The organism is Haloferax sp. S2CR25, from assembly GCF_031624535.1.
In the GTDB taxonomy this organism is placed as follows: Archaea; Halobacteriota; Halobacteria; order Halobacteriales; family Haloferacaceae; genus Haloferax; species Haloferax massiliensis.
In genome coordinates this window covers 227,870-244,364 of the sequence record NZ_JAMQOO010000001.1, presented here as the reverse complement: position 1 = coordinate 244,364, position 16,495 = coordinate 227,870, and the positions used below count along the sequence as shown (strand labels likewise).

Below are 16,495 nucleotides of genomic sequence, written 5' to 3'. Positions count from 1 at the left end.
ACGTGTAGAGACCGGACACAGCGACGACGCGACCCGCTCAGTCGACCAAGAGATTGAGGGCGTAGGCGGTCCGGAGCACCGACGCGGCGTCGCCGCGGGGAAACACGAGTTCGTCCGTCTCGCGGACGTGTTCGAGCACGCCCGGCGAGGAGTGTTCCGGGGCCGCCGCGAGTCCACAGTCGTTTTCGGCGGCCCACCGCATCACGTCGAGGTCGGACTTCGAATCGCCCATCACGAGGACGAACGGGTCGTCCACCCCGAGCACGTCGAGCGCGGCGCGGACCCCCGCCGCCTTGTTCAGGTCGACCGCGGAGAGCTCCGCGGCGTCGGCGTGGTAGTACGCGACCGTCACGCGTTCGAGGGTCCGTTCGACGTCCTCGGGAATCTCCGTGTCCGACTCGGGAAGCGCGTCGCGGTCGTCGAGCACGTCGCGTATCTCCGGGTCGCGGTCCGCGAAGTACGCCCGCGCCCAGTCGGGGCCGTCGGGGTCGTCGGTGAGCGCCTCGCCGAGGAGGTCGAGCAGGTAGACGAGCGCGCCGTCGATGACCGCCTCGGCGTCGTCGCTCCCGGTCTCGAAGTTCGGCTTGAGCGTGACGTTGAACTCGTTGCCCTGCAGGTGGACGCCCCCGCGGAGCGCGTCGGGGAGGTCGCTGATGACCCGTCCGCGGACCGACTCGAAGACCGACTGCACCGAGTCGTCGAGCGTCTCGTAGAGGAGGCGCTTCGTCTCGGAGCCGTGGCCGGGGGTGAAGACGCCGGTGCCGGCCTCGTAGACGATGCTTACGTCCCCCGAGTGGACGAGTTCGTTGCCGAGTCCCTGAATGGCGAAGCCCTTGACGTTCTCCAAGGTCTGTCCGGTGCAGATGACGATGGGGACGTCCCGCTCGTGGAACCGGGTGAGGAGGTGCAGCACCTCGCGGGGAATCTCGTTGTCCGTCTGCCCCGCGGAGCGAAGCGTCTCGTCCACGTCGAGGACGAGCGCGTTCACCGCTCGCCCGTACTTGGTGTAGAGGTCGAGGGCGGTGAACGCCTGGTCTCGCGTCGCGCGCGCGGCGAGTTCGGCGTAGCGGTCGCCGTCCGAAAGCGCGCGGCGAATGCGGTCTTTCTTCGCCGCGAGTTCGTCGTCGACCGCCTGCCAGTGCGACAGCGCCACCGGCGAGCCGAGCGGCGGCAAGAGGTCGACGAAGTCCTGTGCGTCCCGGACCGCGTCCGCGTCGAAGTTCCCGTACAGTCTGTACAGGAGGTCGTACCGCTCCATGACTCGGGGTCGTCACCCAACCGCATTAAACCCGCGTGGGAGGCGATTCCAACCCGCGCGTCTCTACGCCCTCACGGCGTCTCACCGGACGGCGGTGCCGCGACCGGATACGCCGACGGTCGGTCTGCCCCGCAACTCTGATACCGACCGGCCGACGACGTGTGCACATGGCACATTGGACCGACAGCATCGTCGGCGACCGGATGACGGTGGACCGCGAGTTCAACGAGCAGGTGATGAACTCCCGGTTCAACAGTCAGGAGTGGGGATTGATTATGACGGCGACGGAGTTCGAAATCGAGAACGCGGACGACCCCGAGGCGGCGCGCATCGTCGCCGACACGGAGAAGGTCCCGCAGATTATCCCCGAACTCGACAACATCCGCAGTCAGATGGGCGGGATGGGCGGCGGCGGCGGAGGCGACTCGTCGTCCGCCGGCGGCATCGTCGACTCCATCAAGGGCGCGCTCGGGATGGGCGGCGGCGGCAAGAAGGGCGAACAGGAGAAACTGGAGGCCGCGGAGCGACTCACACAGGAGTACGCGGACGCGCTCCAGGACCACCTCGAAAAGAAGGGCAAGTGGAATCAGGTCCGGGTCAGTTACCTCGAATAACGGGCCATTCGACCGGCTGCGGCGACGGCGCTCAGTTGGAGCCAAAGCCGACATTCCGTTCGAGGGCCACAATTAGTAACCGGCTCCGGACGCGATGTCCTCGCCAGATGCGACCGTCAACGTTGGTCTTCGCGTTCGGTGGACTCCTGTTCGTGCTTCCGATTCCCGGCACGTTTATCGCCGGCGCACTGGTGCTCCTCGCGGGAGCGGTCGCGCGGTGGCTCGGGTTGTAACGGGTCGCAGAGAACCGACCGCACAGACGCCCGAGCGGCGGTGCCGAGTTCAGTACTCGTCGCCGGCGTGGAACAGCGTCCGCTCGCTCGCCTCGTAGATGTTCATCAGCTCGTTGATGAGTTCGTCGTACTCCTCGTCTTCCTCGCGGAGCGCGTCGAGTCGGGCGACCGTCTCGTCGTCGAGGTGAATCTGCGGCATACCTACACCCACGCCGCGTGACACCTTAAGCGACGTGGGGACGTCGGATTCGACTGCCATCGAGGACTGGGAGCGCCGCCGCTGGGGGAAGCGTACCGAAACGAAAAACCGGCGGTGTGCCGGGTGGAGACGACGGCCGGTGCCGGTCCGCGATGCGGACGCGACGAGCGCTCGACGGCGAGCGAGTCACCGCCCGCGCGGTGTTACTTGAACAGCGACTGGCCGGCGCTGCCGGAGACCTCGGTCAGGTCGGCGTGCACGTCGGCGATGCGCTCGCGGATGTCGCGGCCGGCGACGCGGGGGTCGAACACGTCCTTGTTCGGCGACCAGTCGGTCTCGTTGAAGAACGTGTCGCGGGCGTCCACGACGCCCTCGGGCGGGACGATGGCGTTGGGTTCCTCGGTGTAGCGGTCGTAGGCGGTGCGCGTGTACTCGTACTGGTAGCGGGTGTCCTTGTTGACCTTGCAGATGCCGTGTTTGAGCATCTCCTGCAGTTGGTCGGGCTGGACGCCCGAGGAGCCGTGGAGCACGAGCGGCGTGTCGAGGCCGTGGTCGCGCAGGGCCTGCCGGATGTCGTTTGCGAGGTCCGGGCGGAGTTCGAGGTCCTTGCCCTTGGCGACGCCGTGCTGCGTGCCGACGGAGATGGCGAGCAGGTCCGCGCCCGTCTTATCGACGAACTCGACGGCCTGCTCGGGGTCCGTGTAGAACGCCTCCTCGGCCTCGATTTCGTCCTCGACGCCCTTTATCTGGCCGAGTTCGGCCTCGATGAGGACGTCGGAGTCCGCGGCCTCGACCATCTCGACGACCTCGCGGCTCGTGGCGACGTTCTCGTCGAACGGCTCGTGGGAGGCGTCGATCATGATGGACGACGGGATGTCGAGTTCGATCTGTTGCTCGATGAACTCAAGGTCCGTCTGGTGGTCCATGTTGAGGAAGACGCCGATGTCGTACCGCTCGGCGATGGTCTCGATGTAGTTCCCCATGGCTTTCAGGCCCGCGACGGCGTCGCCGTCGCCCGCGAACCGACAGGCCCCGCCGCTCATCTGCAACAGGAGGTCCGAGTCCATCCGGTCGGCTCCCTCCATGAGACCCATCATAATGTTCGGCTCCGCGATGTTACTCGCGATGAGTCCGAATCCTTCGTCGAGCGCCTCGTCGTACACTGTGGCGAGTTCCTCCCCGCCGTAGAACGGCATTATGCGTTCACCTCGGTTTCGTCAACGACTGCGAGACTAATAATGTATGGGAAGTGAGTTTCGATTCTGCACGTTTTCGTTTGTTCGCGTTCGAGTTAATTTTCATCGGCGGACGGAGCGCCGGCGCTGGGAGGCGAGCGAAAAACGGGGAACCGTCGGCGAAGGTTACGAGAACAGCTTCTTCAGGCGGGCGAACAGCCCCTTTTCGGGGTCGCCGCCGCGGCGCACGGGTTCGTCCGATTCCGCATCGTCGCCGGACGACTCGTCGGTGCCGGATTCGGCGTCGGCGTCCTCGCCGTCGTCGCCGCTTCCGAACGTGACCGAACCGGTCTTCCCGGCCTCGGCGAGTTCGACGGCCTTCTCCACGACGGCCTCGGCGTTGTTCACGCCGTCTTTGACCGTCCCCTTGAGGACGAGTTTGCCGTCGAATCGGTCGCGGCTGACCGAGGTGTCCGAGGTGATGATGACCGCGTCGGCCTCGGCGATGGCGTCCGCGGACAGTTCGTCCTGCGTGCCCATCGCGCCCTGGACCTCGACGTCGATGTCGTGGCCGAGGCGCTCGCCGGCCTGCAGGAGGTTCTCGGCCGCCATCTGGCTGTGTGCGATTCCGGTCGGACAGGATGTGACTGCGACGAGTTTCATAGCTCTAGTGTAAGGATTTCCGCGACTTCAGCCTTGGTGTCGGCCTGCAGGACGCGCTCCGCGAGTGCGCGGGCGTCCGCGGTGTCGGTCTCCGCGACGGCCGCCTTGACCTGCGGCACCGTCACGGCGCTCATGCTCAGTTCGTCGAGGCCGAGCCCGACGAGCAGTTCGGTGAGGTCCGGGTCGCCGGCCATCTCGCCGCACATGCCGACCCAGCAGTCCTCGCCCTCGGCCGCCGAGACGGTGGCGTCGATGGCGCGGAGGACCGCGGGCTGTCGGTAGTCGCCGAGCTCGGAGACGCGCTCGTTGCCGCGCTCGGCGGCCATCACGTACTGCGCGAGGTCGTTCGTCCCGATGCTGAAGAAGTCGACGTGCGGCGCGAACCGGTCGGCCATGAACGCCGCGGCGGGCGTCTCGACCATGATGCCGAACTCGGGAAGCTCGTTTGCGACGCCCTCGGCGTCGAGGTCGTCGGCGACCGACTCGAACCGCTCGCGGCCGGCGCGAAGCTCCTCGACCGTCGAGACGAGCGGGAGCATCACAGACAGGTTCGCACCGTCCGCGCTGGCCGCCGCGCGAAGCAGCGCGCGGACCTGCGTCTCGAAGAGGTCCGCGTCCGGGCCGAGCGACCGGCGGATGCCGCGCTCGCCGAGGAACGGGTTCTCCTCGTCGGGCAGGTCGAGGTACGGGACAGGCTTGTCGCCGCCGATGTCGAGGGTGCGGACGACGACGCGGCCGCCGTCGAACGATTCGAGCGCCTCGACGTACGCCTCGTACTGCTCGTCTTCGTCCGGCGGCGACTCGCGGTCGAGAAAGAGGAACTCGGTGCGGAACAGGCCGACGCCGTCGGCCCCGCGGTCGACCGCCGGCCCGAGGTCCGCCAGCGTGCCGATGTTGGCCGCGACCTCGATTTCGACGCCGTCGGCGGTCTCGACCGACTCGCGTCGGACGTCCACGTCGGCGGCGGCCGCGGCGGCCTCCTTGCGCTCGTCGCTCGGCTCGACCACGAGGTCGCCCGACTCGCCGTCGACGACGACTTCGGTGCCGTCCTCGACGGACTGGAGTTCCTCGCCCACGCCGACGATGGCCGGCAGGGCGAGCGAGCGCGCGAAGATGGCCGCGTGGGAGGTGCGGCCGCCCGTCACGGTGACGAAGCCCGCGACGCGCTCCGGGTCGAGCTGCGCCGTGTCGCTCGGCGTGAGCCGCTCCGCGACGACGACGCTCCCCTCCGGCAGGGACGAGAGGTCGACGCGCTCGCCGTCGGAGAGGACGCGCACGAGTCGGTCGCGCACGTCGCGGAGGTCGTCGGCGCGCTCGCCCATGCGACCGCCCATGTTCTCGAACTGCTCGACGAACTCGGAGAACGTCTCCTGAACGGCGTGTTCCGCCGGGAGCCCGCCCTCGATGGCGTCGGTGACGCCGTCGGTTATCTGCGGGTCGTTGAGGAACTGGACGTGCGCGTCGAACACCGCGGCCTCCTCCTCGCCGACGCGTTCGGCGGTCCGCTCGCGCTCGGCTTCGAGTTCGTCTTCGGCGGCCGCGCGGGCGTCCTCGAAGCGTGCCAGTTCGGCCTCCGCGTCCACGTCTTCCGGGGCCGGCGGCTCCGGGAGGTCGGCGTCCGGTCGGTACCAGACGACGGTGCCGACGCCCGAAAGCGGTGTCACGCCGATGCCGGAGAGGGTTCGTTCGGTCATGGCTTACTGTTTGGCTTCGGGCGTCGAAAGGATATCCTCTAGGGCGTCGAGTGCCGCTTCCGCGTCGTCGCCCTCGGCGACGAGGCGAACGGACTCGTCGTGGCCGACGCCGAGACCGGTGACGGCCAGCATGCTGGCGGCCGGGACGAGGTCGTCCTCGTCGGCGCGGCCGAGCCGGATGTCGGCGTCGAACTCGTTCGCGGTCTCGACGAACTGCGAGGCCGGTCGGGCGTGAAGCCCGTCTTCGGGGACGACCGTGGCGGTCCGCTCCATCACTCGACCACCTCGGCGAGCACGTCCTGAACGGTCTGTTTGCTCTCGGCTTCGAGGAGCTTCTCGCGGACGTCCTCGTGCATGAGCGACCGCGAGAGGGCGCTCAGAATCTGCAGGTGGTCCTCGCCGCCCGCCGCGGGAACGAGAATCATAAACAGGAGCTTCGCCGGCTTGTCGTCCATGGCGTCGAAGTCGATGCCCTCGGTCGAGCGCGCGAAGGCGACCGTCGGCTTCGAGACCGCGTCGGTCTTCGCGTGCGGGATGCCGATGCCGAAGCCGACGCCGGTCGTCGCCTCCTCCTCGCGTTCGAGGAGGGCGGCAAGCGCGGCGTCGCGGTCGTCGACGCGACCGGCGTCGACCGCGAGGTCGAGGAGGAACTCGATGGCTCCCTCCTTCGTCGCCGGCGGCTCTTCGAGCGATATCAGTTCGAGCGGTGTGATGGTGCTGATGTCAGTGACGTCCATTGTATTGTGCTTCGTTCGGGTCTGGAAAGATTAGTTCGGTGTGGTCAGTCGTCGGAGCTCTGGGCCGCCATCTTGGCGTCGAAGTTCGGCTTGATGGCCGTCGCGATGACGGCGGTCACGATGGAGCCGAGCAGGATGCACGCGATGAACATGAACGGCTGGTTCGACAGCGGAACCACGAAGATGCCGCCGTGCGGAGCCGGCATGTTCACGCCGAGCGCCATCGAGGCCGCGCCGGCGACGGCGCTGCCGGCGACGACGCTCGGGATGACGCGGGCGGGGTCGGCGGCCGCGTACGGAATCGCGCCCTCCGTGATAAAGGAAAAGCCGAGGAGCACGCCGCTCTTGGCGTTCTCGTACATCTCGGCCGCGTACTTCTGCGGCGCGATGAAGTTCGACAGCGCGAGGCCGATGGGCGGGACCATCCCCGCGATCATGACCGCGGCCATCGGCGCGGTGACGCCCTCGGAGATGAGGCCGACGGAGAACACGTAGGCGACCTTGTTGATGGGACCGCCCATGTCGGCCGCCATCATCGCCCCGAGGATGGCCCCGAGAACGATGGCTTGGCCGCCGCCCTGCATGTTGCTCAGGAACTCGGTGAGCCCCGCGTTCGCGATGGAGATCGGAACGCCCAGCACGAACAGCATGACGGGCGTGAGCACCGCGGTGGTCGCCACCGGGATGAGGAGCACGGGCATCATCGGCGCGATGAACTCGGGCACGTCGCGCTGCTTGAACCAGCGCGCGACGATGCCGGCGAGGAACCCGGCGACGATAGCGCCGAGGTAGCCCGCGCCGGCGGAGCCGCCCTGAAGGCCGATGACGTCACCGGCGGCCTGCAGGACGTTGCCCTGCTGGATGATGTACGACAGGATGAACCCCGGTGCGAGGCCCGGTCGGTCGGCGATTGCGTACGCGATGTACGCGCCGAGGACCGGAACCATCAGCGTCAGCCCAGCGACGCCGATCTGCGCGAGGAACCAGCCGGCGGTCCCCGTGCTGTTGAATACGTCTTGTACGTTGTTCGAAAGCGAGGCTACCGCGTAGCCCAGCGCCAGGAAGATTCCGCCGATGGTCACGAACGGAATCATGAACGATACCCCAGTCATCAGGTCCTCCTTCACCGAAGTGAGGTAGGACCGAACCGCGTCTTCTGCGTCGTTTGCCATAGTGTTGCCACCCCTACGAAAGAACGTACGCAAATGTGCTCAAAAACCCTTTCGAATATGAACGTTACTGAGTGTTTTGGTCGTTAACAAACGTTCATACGAGAATCACCGAGTCCGAACGGTCGTCACCTCGACGCGCGTTTCGTTCGTCAGCACGTCTTCGAGGTGCGGGACGCGGGTGCCGGCGACGCCGACGACGCGCGCGGCCGTCAGGACGCCCATTCGGAGGGCGTCGGCGTCCGACAGCCCGTGTTCGCGCGCGGCGAGGAAGCCGGACATGACCGCGTCGCCCGCGCCGACCGTGTCCACGACCTCCACGTCGAGCGCGGGCGCAGACAGGACTTCGTCGTCGGTGACGAGGAGCGCGCCGTCCGCGCCGAGCGACGCCAGCACGTACTCGAATCCGCGCGCGTGAAGCTCCTCGGCCGCCTCGACGGCGTCGGCTTCGGTCTCGACGGTTCGACCCGTCGCCGCCGCGAGTTCAGACCGATTGGGTTTGCAGACGTAGTAGTCGGCCTCCAGTTCGGCGAGGTACTCGCCGCCCATGTCCACCGCGATTTTCCAGTCGCCCGCGCGGGCGAGCCTGTCGACGTCGGAGAGCGACATCCCCGGCGGGAGGCTGCCGCCGACGAGGAGCGTGTCCGGCTCGTTCGCCTGTGCGGTTTCGACGAGTTCGTCCACGTCGGCTGCGCGAATCTGCGGGCCGTTGTGATTGAGTTTGTACTCGCCGTCCTCCGCGAGCACGGTCGTGTTCAGGCGCGTGTCCGCGTCGATGGTGACGAAGTCCGAGGCGATGCCGTCGGCGTCGAGTCGGTCGCGGACGAACTTCCCGAAGTGGCCGCCGAGGAAGCCCGAGGCGGTCGCGTCGGCGTCGAGCGCAGAGACGTACTTGGCGACGTTGATGCCCTTGCCGCCGGCGGTGAACACCGCGTCGTCGGTCCGGTGGACGACGCCGGGCTGAAGCGGTTCGTCGAAGTGAATCGTGTGGTCGACTGCTGGGTTCGGGGTGACTGTGAGAATCATCGTGCAACTCCGTCGACGACGGTGACGCCCGCGCTCTCTATCTCCTCGCGCGAGTCGGCGTCGAGTTCGCCGTCGGTGATAAACAGGTCAATCTGTTCGAGCGATGCGAACTGAACGAAACTCCGCCGGCCGAGCTTCGAGAGGTCCGCGACGAGGACGACCTTCGCGGCCTTCTCGACCATCAGTTCCTTCATCCGCGCTTCGTCCTCGTTCGGGGTCGTGAGGCCGGATTCGACGTCGAACCCGTTCGTGCCGAGGAACAGCAGGTCGAAGTTCGTCCGCTCCATGAACGACTCCGCGGTCGGCCCCACGAGCGCCTTCGTCCGCCGGCGGAGCGTCCCGCCGGTGAGTTTGACCTCGTTGTCCTCCTCGTTCAGTTCGATGGCGAGCCGCGGCGAGTTCGTGACGCCGAGTATCGTCCCGTCCTTGGGAACCTTCCGCGCCACCTCCATCGTGGTCGTCCCGGCGTCGAAGAACACGACCTGCCCCTCGGCCAGTTCCTCGACCGCGCGGTCCGCGATCGCGCGTTTCCCTTCGAGATTCTGTACTTCCTTCTGCCCGTAGGTCTGCTCGCGCCCGACGGAGGTCACGGGGACGGCACCGCCGTGCGACCGCTCGATGAGCCCACGGTCTTCGAGTTCGCGCAGGTCGCGCCGTATCGTGGCCTTCGAGTAGCCGAGGTGTTCTGACAGCGACTCGACCGACCGGCCGTCCGAGTCGGAGACGAGTTCGACGATGCGGCGTTTGCGCTCTGCTGGTAACATCGGTGGCGATTCCTCGTTACGAGGAAGATAGGTCGGGGAGTAGTGTTAATTGTTTATGTTGGATTCCGCCCGTATCTGTTCGAATCCGGGGAATCCCACACAGGAACGAAAACGGGGCGTTCGTCGGTGAGAAAACGATCAAAAACGAAAACGAGCGCGTTCGAAACGAGCGTCAAGTCGCCGGTTCGGCGCGTCGTCGACGCTCAGAGGCGGGCGAGGACCGCGGCGGTCACGTCCTCCGTGGAGGCGTCGCCGCCGAGGTCGGGCGTGCGCGGCCCGTCGGCGAGGACGCCCTCGACGGCCGACCGAACGCGGTCGGCCTCCGCTTCGTAGTCGAGGTAGTCGAGCAGCATCGCCGCGGACAGAATCGTCGCCGCGGGGTTGGCGACTCCCTCGCCGGCGATGTCGGGCGCGGAGCCGTGAACCGGTTCGAACAGCGCGGCGTCCGGGCCGATGTTCGCCGAGGGGAGCAGTCCGAGGCCGCCGACGAGGCCGGCGGCGAGGTCCGAGAGCACGTCGCCCGCGAGGTTCGGACAGACGACGGTGTCGAACTGCGTGGGGTCGAGACAGACGCGCGTCGCGAAGGCGTCCATCAGGACCTCCTCGGCCTCGACGCCGCGCTCGTCGGCGACTGAGACCACGGCGTCGCGGAAGCGGCCGTCCGTCTCGCGCATCACGTTCGCCTTGTGGGCGACCTGGAAACTGCCGCCCTCGCCGCCGACGTAGTCGCAGGCGTACTCGGCGAGTCGCTCGGACGCCGAGGTGGTGACGACGCGCGTGAGCGTCGAGAGGTCCTCGGAGAGGCGGTCTTCGTGACCCGAGTAGACGCCTTCGGTGTTCTCGCGGAGGAACACGAGGTCCGTCTCCGGACGGAGCGCGTCGACGCCGGGATAGGCCTTCGCCGGGCGGACGTTGACGAACGAGTCCACCGCGGTTCGAAGGGGCAGGATGACGTCCGCCGCGGTCTCGCCGGCCGCGCCGAACAGCGTCGCGTCCGCCTCGGCGGCGAGGTCGTAGGTCTCCTGCGGGAGCGCCTCGCCCGTGGCTTCCTTGACGTGGTCGCCCGCCTCGGCCTCGACGAACTCGAAGTCGCCGACGGCCTTCAGCACGTCGACCGCCGCCGGGATGACCTCCGCGCCGATGCCGTCGCCGGGGATGACGACGATTTCCTCAGTCATCGACGTAGGGCAGGGCGGCGGCTTTCTCGGCGACCGCGTCGGCGTTCGACTTCATGAGCGCCGTCGTGTCCCAGACGCCCTCGGTGAGCGCCTTCCGCTGTGCGTCGTCGACGGTCACGTCCACGGTGGTGTCGCCGTAGGTGACCGTCTCGTTTTCCACGTCCACGTCGATGTCGGCGTCCGGGTGCTCGTCGACCCAGTCCTGCAGTTCGGTGATGGTGTCGTGGTCGGCGGTGACCGTCGGGATGCCGAGCGCGAGGCAGTTGCCCGCGAAAATCTCGGCGAACGACTCGCCGATGATGGCGTCGATGCCCCAGCGCATGAGCGCCTGCGGGGCGTGCTCCCGAGAGGAGCCACAGCCGAAGTTGGCGTTGACGACCATGATGGCGGCGTCCTGGAACTGCGGCTCGTTCAGCGGGTGGTCCTTGGGTTCGTCGTTCTCGTCGTAGCGCTGGTCGAAGAACGCGAACTCGCCGAGGCCGTCGAACGTGACGACCTTCATGAACCGCGCCGGGATGATCTGGTCCGTGTCGATGTCGTTGCCGCGGATGGGCACGCCGGAGCCGGACGCGGAGTCGATTTCGGGAATCTCGTCGGTCATGCGGTGGTCACCTCCTTCAGTTCGCGCACGTCAGTCACGTGCCCGGTGACGGCCGCGGCGGCGACCATCCGCGGATTCATCAGGACGGTGCGGCCGTCTTTCGACCCCTGCCGACCGATGAAGTTGCGGTTCGACGAGGACGCGGAGGCCTCGTCGCCCTCCAGTTGGTCCTCGTTCATGCCGAGACACATCGAACAGCCCGCCTCGCGCCACTCGAAGCCGGCTTCCGTGAATATCTCGTCGAGGCCCTCCGCCTCCGCGGCGGCCTTGACGCGCTGACTGCCGGGGACGACCATCGCGCGAACGCTGTCCGCGACCTGTCGGCCCTTCACGACCTCCGCCGCGCGGCGGAGGTCGGGCATGCGGGCGTTGGTACACGACCCGAGGAAGGCCACGTCGATTTCGTAGCCCTGCATCGTCTCGCCGGGCGTGACGCCCATGTGTTCCTGCGCCATCCGGGCGGTGTCCTGCTTTTCTTCGGGCAGGTCCTCCGGGGCCGGAATCGGCTGGGTGATGCCGACGCCCTGTCCGGGCGTGGTCCCCCACGTCACGACGGGTTCGAGTTCGGAGCCGTCGATGGTGACGACGTCGTCGTACTCGGCGTCCTCGTCGGAGCGGATGGACTCCCAGTACGGCTTGAGTTCGTCGAACCGCTCGGGGTTTTCCTGGAAGTACTCCGTGTCTTTCAGCCAGTCGTAGGTGGTCTCGTCGGGGTTGACGTAGCCCGCGCGAGCGCCGCCCTCGATGGACATGTTACAGATGCTCATCCGACCCTCCATGTCGAGGTTCTCGATGGCCTCGCCGGCGTACTCGTAGACGTAGCCGACGCCGCCCTCGGTGCCGAGGCGACGGATGATTTCGAGGATGACGTCCTTGGCCTCGACGCCGGGGCCGAGCTCGCCCGTGACCTCGATCTTCCGGACCTTCTTTTTCTCCATCGCGACCGTCTGGGTCGCCAGCACGTCGCGAATCTGGCTCGTCCCGATACCGAACGCGAGCGCGCCGAACGCGCCGTGGGTCGAGGTGTGGCTGTCGCCGCAGACGATTGTCATGCCGGGCTGGGTGAGTCCCTTCTCGGGCCCGATGACGTGGACGATGCCCTGCTCGCCCGACGTCGGGTCCGAGAAGTTGATGCCCGCGTCGCGGACGTTCTGTTCGAGTTCGGCCATCATCTCTTCGGCGGCGTCGTCGCGGAACGGCCGCGACTGGTCCGACGTCGGAACGATGTGGTCGACCGTCGCGTGCGTCCGGTTCGGGTAGGCGACTTCGAGGTCGCGCTCCTGCAACATGCCGAACGCCTGCGGGCTCGTCACCTCGTGGATGAGGTGCAGGCCGCAGAACAGCTGCGTCTGGCCGGTCGGCAGCTCCGAGACCGTGTGTTCCTCCCAGACCTTGTCGTACAGCGTTCCCTCACTCATGTCCGTCACCCGGTACGACGCGGTCGTCGCGGCCGCGTTCCCAGACCTGGTTCGCGCCCTCGCCGTTGCGGGGCGTGTGGTCCACGTCGCCCATCGTCTGCGAGTCGGTGTCGGTGTCCGTCGCCGCGGGCGTCGAGTCGCTCCGTCCGCCGTCGGTGACGGCCGGGCCGCGCTCGTAGACCGTGGTGAACGTCTCGCCCGTATAGGGGTTCGTGTGGCTGATATCTCGCATTCGGTCGGTCGTGTCGTCGCGTGTCATTGGTGTCGTGTTCAGTCGTCCGCCGGCGCTTCGGCTTTCTCCGCGTCCGCCTCGTCTTCCTCGTCGGCCCACGCGAACAGGTCGCGCAGGGGTGCGCCGACCTGCTCGATGTGGTGGTTCTCCTCTGCGTCCTTGAGCTGGGAGTACGACGGCCGGCCCGCCTGGTTCTCCAGAATCCACTCGCGGGCGAAGGTGCCGTCCTGGACCTCCTCCAGAATCTCTTCCATGTTCTCGCGGGCGTGCTCGTCGACGACGCGGTCGCCGCGGGTCAGCCCGCCGAACTCGGCGGTGTCGGAGACGGAGTCCCACATCTCGCCGAGCCCGCCTTCGTACATCAGGTCGACGATGAGCTTCAGTTCGTTCAGACACTCGAAGTAGGCCATCTCGGGGGAGTAGCCCGCGTCGACGAGCGTCTCGTAGCCCTGCTTGACCAGCGAGGTGACGCCGCCGCAGAGGACGGCCTGCTCGCCGAACAGGTCGGTCTCGGTCTCCTCCTGGAACGTCGTCTCGATGACGCCCGCGCGGGTGCAGCCGAGGCCGTGCGCGTAGGCCAGCGCCTCCTCTTTGGCGTCGCCCGTCACGTCCTGATAGACGGCGATGAGACCCGGCGTCCCCTCGTTCGCCTCGTAGTTACGGCGGACGAGGTGGCCCGGCGACTTCGGGGCGACCATCGTCACGTCGACGTCTTCCGGGGGTCGAATCTGGTTGTAGTGGATGTTGAAGCCGTGGGCGAACTGGAGCGTGTCGCCGGCGTCGAGGGAGTCTCGAATCTCCTCGAACACCGCCGGCTGGACGGTGTCGGGGACGAGAATCGAGACGATGTCTCCCTCGGCGGCCGCCGCGGCCGGCTCTTTGACGCGGAGGCCGTCGGCTTCCGCGGCGTCGCGAGACGAGGAGTTCGAGCGGAGGCCGACGACCACGTCGACCCCGCTGTCGGCGAGGTTCTGCGCGTGGGCGTGGCCCTGGCTGCCGTAGCCGATGACGGCTACGGTCTTGTCGTCGATCTGGGAGCGGTCGGCGTCGTCGTCGTAGTAGACTTCCGTGGTGAGTTCGGTCATTGGGTGTTGGTGTTCGGTTTGGTTGGTTCGCCGGAGGTTCCGGGTTCCTCTCCGGGAACGGTCTTCTTCGAGCCGTGGGCGAGCGCGGTCTGGCCGGTTCGGGCGATTTCGATGATGCCGAACCGCCGGAACGCGTCGACGGCGTCGTCTATCTTGCGCTCGTCGCCGGTGAGCTGGATCGTGATGGTCTCCGGCCCGGCGTCGAGGGTGCGGCCGTCGTACATCTCCGTGACGGCGTGGACCTTGTCGGGGTCCTCGCCGCGGACTTTCAGGAGGACGAGTTCCGCGCGAACGGCGTCGTCGTCCAGCTCGCCGACGGAGATGACGGGCTTGAGCTTCGCGAGCTGTTTTTCTATCTGGTCGATGCCCGGTTCGGGCTCCTCGACGACCATCGTGATACGGGAGTGACCCTCGACGGTCGTCGGGCCGACGGTGAGGCTCTCGATGTTGAACTGACGGCGGGCGGCGAGGCCGGCGACCCGCGAGAGCACGCCGGGTTCGTCCTCGACGATGGCCGAAAAGACCGCTCGCCGCGGTTCGTGTTCCGATTCCGCTTCGGGGTCGATGCGGATGCCCTGCGCGTTGCGTCGGCCGTCGGGGTGTGGCCGCTCGTCGGGCGCGGGGCCCTGCAGTCCTGTCCGATTGTCGCTCATAACTGGTCCTCCGAGAGTGCGAATTTGCCGTTCGCGCCGCCCGAGGAGACCATCGGGTAGACGTTCTCCGCCGGGTCGACGTGGAAGTCGATGACCGAGGGGCCGTCGTACGCGAGCGCTTCCTCGATAGCGTCGGGAACCTCCTCGTAGGAGTCGACGGTCCAGCCGCGCGCGCCGAACGCCTCGGCGAGCTTGTCGAACTGGGGACACCAGTCGTAGCCGGCGGCCATGCGTCGGCCCTCGAAGAAGGCGTCCTGCCACTGGCGGACCATCCCGATGTACTCGTTGTTCAGGATGGCGACGGTGATGTCGAGGTTCTCGCGGACGGCGACCGAAAGCTCCTGAATCGTCATCAGGAACGAGGCGTCGCCGTCGACGCAGACGACCGTCTCGTCGTCGTCGGCCGCGACCCGCGCGCCGATTGCGGCGGGCAGGCCGTAGCCCATCGTGCCGAGGCCGTGGGACGAGACCCACCGCCGCGGCTCGGTGAACGTCCAGTACTGGGCGGCCCACATCTGGTGTTGGCCGACGCCGCTCGTGACGATGGTCTCGTCGGGGGTGGCCTCGTCCAGCGCCTCGACGACGAACTGCGGCTTCAGCGGCTCGTTGTCCGGGGCCGCGTAGTCCATCGGGTACTCGTCTTTCCACGCCAGACACTGTTCGACCCACTCGCGCGCGTCGGGACCCTCGTCCAGTTCGGCGTCGACGCGCTCGATGGCGCGGCCGGCGTCGCCGACGACCGGGTAGTCCGCGTGGACGTTCTTCGAGATTTCCGCCGGGTCGATGTCGATGTGGACGACCTCCGCCTCGGGGGCGAACGTGTCGATACCGCCGGTCAGGCGGTCGTCGAACCGCGTGCCGACCGCGATGAGACAGTCGGTGTGCGTGATGGCCATGTTGGCGTAGCCGGTGCCGTGCATCCCCGCCCACGACAGGCAGAGTTCGTGGTCCTCCGGCATCGCGCCGATTCCTGGCATCGTCGTGACCACCGGAATCCGGTGCTCGGTCGCGAACTGCCGGGCGACCTCGGTCGCGTCGCCCTTGACCACGCCGCCGCCGAACAGCAAGAGCGGTTTCTCGGCGCGCTCGATTGCGCGCGCGGCCGCCTCGACCTGCGAGTCGGCGGGGTCGGTTCGGGCGCGGCACGTCTCGGGCGGCTGTGCCGCCCCCGGCTCGCTGTCGGTCTCGTTGAGCGAGACGTCCTTCGGGAGGTCGACGAGCGTCGGACCGGGGCGGCCCTCGGCGGCGAGCGCGAACGCTTCGCCGACGGTGTCGCCGACGGTGTCGGGCGACGAGGCGAAGTAGTTGTGCTTCGTGATGGGCGCGGTGACGCCCGTGGTGTCGGTCTCCTGGAACGCGTCGGAACCGACCATGTCGGACGGGACCTGCCCCGTGAGCGCGAGCACCGCGTCGGAGTCCATGTTCGCGTCGGCGATGCCGGTCACGAGGTTCGTCGCGCCCGGACCGGACGTGGCGAGACAGACGCCGGGGTCGCCGCGAACGACGCCGTACGCGTCAGCGGCGTGCGCCGCGCCCTGCTCGTGGGCCATCGTCACGTGACGGATGTCCGAGTGGTACAGCGCGTCGTAGATGGGCATTATCGCCCCGCCCTGCACGCCGAAGGCGGTTTCGACGCCGGCGTTTTCGAGGGCGCGGACGACTGACGTCGAACCCGTGGTAACCTCGGTCGGCGTCTCGGTCGAGTCGTCGGCGGCGTCGGTCGCGTCGGGGTCGGTCGTGGCTGCGGTTCGTTCGCTCATGTGTGGGCTCCGTGGTGTGTGGTCGGTCGTCGATAC

At 67.7% G+C, this 16,495-nt stretch carries 19 protein-coding genes; 2 read left to right on the top strand and 17 right to left on the bottom strand.

Features of this window, described 5'->3' with window-relative positions; all coding sequences use genetic code 11:
- Window positions 1–37: 37 nt before the first annotated feature.
- A complete protein-coding gene (locus NDI65_RS01200; RefSeq protein ID WP_089777889.1) occupies window positions 38–1,258 on the bottom strand; it encodes an HAD family hydrolase in 1,221 nt (406 codons plus the stop codon).
- A gap of 167 nt (window positions 1,259–1,425) precedes the next feature.
- On the opposite strand from NDI65_RS01200, the gene NDI65_RS01195 reads away from it, so the two are divergent.
- On the top strand, window positions 1,426–1,872 hold the full coding sequence (locus tag NDI65_RS01195) for a DUF5799 family protein (RefSeq protein WP_089777887.1): 447 nt from the start codon (window positions 1,426–1,428) through the stop codon (window positions 1,870–1,872).
- A gap of 107 nt (window positions 1,873–1,979) precedes the next feature.
- Entirely contained in the window at window positions 1,980–2,105 is a 126-nt protein-coding gene (locus NDI65_RS01190) for a hypothetical protein (RefSeq protein ID WP_255516734.1), read from the top strand.
- A 49-nt stretch (window positions 2,106–2,154) separates the two neighbouring features.
- Here the strand turns inward: NDI65_RS01190 and NDI65_RS01185 are convergent, their stop codons facing one another.
- The 16 genes from NDI65_RS01185 to ilvB form a co-directional block, all read right to left on the bottom strand.
- Window positions 2,155–2,304 (bottom strand): hypothetical protein, encoded by a 150-nt coding sequence (locus NDI65_RS01185; protein ID WP_004970780.1) that lies wholly within the window; start codon window positions 2,302–2,304, stop codon window positions 2,155–2,157.
- Window positions 2,305–2,507: 203 nt separating this feature from the next.
- Window positions 2,508–3,500: a class II fructose-bisphosphate aldolase gene (fba, locus tag NDI65_RS01180; protein ID WP_089777885.1), complete on the bottom strand. Its 993-nt coding sequence runs from the start codon at window positions 3,498–3,500 to the stop codon at window positions 2,508–2,510.
- Between the two features lie 165 nt (window positions 3,501–3,665).
- Window positions 3,666–4,142, bottom strand: a complete 477-nt coding sequence (gene ptfB, locus NDI65_RS01175; protein ID WP_089777883.1) for a fructose PTS transporter subunit IIB — start codon at window positions 4,140–4,142, stop codon at window positions 3,666–3,668.
- Window positions 4,139–5,836 (bottom strand): phosphoenolpyruvate--protein phosphotransferase, encoded by a 1,698-nt coding sequence (gene ptsP / locus NDI65_RS01170; protein ID WP_089777881.1) that lies wholly within the window; start codon window positions 5,834–5,836, stop codon window positions 4,139–4,141. The genes ptfB and ptsP overlap by 4 nt, the downstream gene beginning before the upstream one ends.
- A 3-nt stretch (window positions 5,837–5,839) precedes the next feature.
- Complete coding sequence (gene ptsH1, locus NDI65_RS01165) at window positions 5,840–6,109, bottom strand: phosphocarrier protein HPr (RefSeq protein ID WP_089777879.1); 270 nt, start codon at window positions 6,107–6,109, stop codon at window positions 5,840–5,842.
- Window positions 6,109–6,573 (bottom strand): fructose PTS transporter subunit IIA, encoded by a 465-nt coding sequence (gene ptfA, locus NDI65_RS01160; RefSeq protein WP_004063297.1) that lies wholly within the window; start codon window positions 6,571–6,573, stop codon window positions 6,109–6,111. Before ptfA ends, ptsH1 begins: the two co-directional genes overlap by 1 nt.
- Window positions 6,574–6,617: 44 nt before the next feature.
- Window positions 6,618–7,745: a fructose PTS transporter subunit IIC gene (ptfC, locus tag NDI65_RS01155; RefSeq protein ID WP_089777877.1), complete on the bottom strand. Its 1,128-nt coding sequence runs from the start codon at window positions 7,743–7,745 to the stop codon at window positions 6,618–6,620.
- Between the two features lie 105 nt (window positions 7,746–7,850).
- Entirely contained in the window at window positions 7,851–8,768 is a 918-nt protein-coding gene (pfkB, locus tag NDI65_RS01150; RefSeq protein WP_089777875.1) for a 1-phosphofructokinase, read from the bottom strand.
- Window positions 8,765–9,532: an HTH-type transcriptional regulator GlpR gene (gene glpR / locus NDI65_RS01145; RefSeq protein ID WP_089777873.1), complete on the bottom strand. Its 768-nt coding sequence runs from the start codon at window positions 9,530–9,532 to the stop codon at window positions 8,765–8,767. The genes pfkB and glpR overlap by 4 nt, the downstream gene beginning before the upstream one ends.
- A gap of 203 nt (window positions 9,533–9,735) precedes the next feature.
- A complete protein-coding gene (leuB, locus tag NDI65_RS01140; protein WP_089777871.1) occupies window positions 9,736–10,710 on the bottom strand; it encodes a 3-isopropylmalate dehydrogenase in 975 nt (324 codons plus the stop codon).
- Complete coding sequence (leuD, locus tag NDI65_RS01135; RefSeq protein ID WP_089777870.1) at window positions 10,703–11,311, bottom strand: 3-isopropylmalate dehydratase small subunit; 609 nt, start codon at window positions 11,309–11,311, stop codon at window positions 10,703–10,705. Before leuD ends, leuB begins: the two co-directional genes overlap by 8 nt.
- On the bottom strand, window positions 11,308–12,729 hold the full coding sequence (leuC, locus tag NDI65_RS01130) for a 3-isopropylmalate dehydratase large subunit (protein ID WP_310893194.1): 1,422 nt from the start codon (window positions 12,727–12,729) through the stop codon (window positions 11,308–11,310). Before leuC ends, leuD begins: the two co-directional genes overlap by 4 nt.
- Window positions 12,722–12,988 (bottom strand): hypothetical protein, encoded by a 267-nt coding sequence (locus NDI65_RS01125; RefSeq protein ID WP_089777866.1) that lies wholly within the window; start codon window positions 12,986–12,988, stop codon window positions 12,722–12,724. The genes leuC and NDI65_RS01125 overlap by 8 nt, the downstream gene beginning before the upstream one ends.
- Before the next feature lie 11 nt (window positions 12,989–12,999).
- Window positions 13,000–14,046 (bottom strand): ketol-acid reductoisomerase, encoded by a 1,047-nt coding sequence (gene ilvC, locus NDI65_RS01120; protein ID WP_310893193.1) that lies wholly within the window; start codon window positions 14,044–14,046, stop codon window positions 13,000–13,002.
- Entirely contained in the window at window positions 14,043–14,699 is a 657-nt protein-coding gene (ilvN, locus tag NDI65_RS01115) for an acetolactate synthase small subunit (RefSeq protein ID WP_310893191.1), read from the bottom strand. The genes ilvC and ilvN overlap by 4 nt, the downstream gene beginning before the upstream one ends.
- Entirely contained in the window at window positions 14,696–16,459 is a 1,764-nt protein-coding gene (gene ilvB, locus NDI65_RS01110) for a biosynthetic-type acetolactate synthase large subunit (RefSeq protein WP_089777862.1), read from the bottom strand. Before ilvB ends, ilvN begins: the two co-directional genes overlap by 4 nt.
- Window positions 16,460–16,495 lie beyond the last annotated feature (36 nt).

Coding starts and splice junctions, on each gene's coding strand:
- NDI65_RS01185 (WP_004970780.1), bottom strand. CDS start 2,304: ATGCCGCAGATTCACCTCGACGACGAGACGGTCGCCCGACTCGACGCG.
- fba (WP_089777885.1), bottom strand. CDS start 3,500: ATGCCGTTCTACGGCGGGGAGGAACTCGCCACAGTGTACGACGAGGCG.
- NDI65_RS01125 (WP_089777866.1), bottom strand. CDS start 12,988: ATGACACGCGACGACACGACCGACCGAATGCGAGATATCAGCCACACG.
- leuB (WP_089777871.1), bottom strand. CDS start 10,710: ATGACTGAGGAAATCGTCGTCATCCCCGGCGACGGCATCGGCGCGGAG.
- pfkB (WP_089777875.1), bottom strand. CDS start 8,768: ATGATTCTCACAGTCACCCCGAACCCAGCAGTCGACCACACGATTCAC.
- ilvC (WP_310893193.1), bottom strand. CDS start 14,046: ATGACCGAACTCACCACGGAAGTCTACTACGACGACGACGCCGACCGC.
- ptfA (WP_004063297.1), bottom strand. CDS start 6,573: ATGGACGTCACTGACATCAGCACCATCACACCGCTCGAACTGATATCG.
- ptsP (WP_089777881.1), bottom strand. CDS start 5,836: ATGACCGAACGAACCCTCTCCGGCATCGGCGTGACACCGCTTTCGGGC.
- NDI65_RS01190 (WP_255516734.1), top strand. CDS start 1,980: ATGCGACCGTCAACGTTGGTCTTCGCGTTCGGTGGACTCCTGTTCGTG.
- leuD (WP_089777870.1), bottom strand. CDS start 11,311: ATGACCGACGAGATTCCCGAAATCGACTCCGCGTCCGGCTCCGGCGTG.
- NDI65_RS01195 (WP_089777887.1), top strand. CDS start 1,426: ATGGCACATTGGACCGACAGCATCGTCGGCGACCGGATGACGGTGGAC.
- NDI65_RS01200 (WP_089777889.1), bottom strand. CDS start 1,258: ATGGAGCGGTACGACCTCCTGTACAGACTGTACGGGAACTTCGACGCG.
- ilvN (WP_310893191.1), bottom strand. CDS start 14,699: ATGAGCGACAATCGGACAGGACTGCAGGGCCCCGCGCCCGACGAGCGG.
- ptfB (WP_089777883.1), bottom strand. CDS start 4,142: ATGAAACTCGTCGCAGTCACATCCTGTCCGACCGGAATCGCACACAGC.
- glpR (WP_089777873.1), bottom strand. CDS start 9,532: ATGTTACCAGCAGAGCGCAAACGCCGCATCGTCGAACTCGTCTCCGAC.
- ilvB (WP_089777862.1), bottom strand. CDS start 16,459: ATGAGCGAACGAACCGCAGCCACGACCGACCCCGACGCGACCGACGCC.
- leuC (WP_310893194.1), bottom strand. CDS start 12,729: ATGAGTGAGGGAACGCTGTACGACAAGGTCTGGGAGGAACACACGGTC.
- ptsH1 (WP_089777879.1), bottom strand. CDS start 6,109: ATGGAGCGGACCGCCACGGTCGTCCCCGAAGACGGGCTTCACGCCCGA.
- ptfC (WP_089777877.1), bottom strand. CDS start 7,745: ATGGCAAACGACGCAGAAGACGCGGTTCGGTCCTACCTCACTTCGGTG.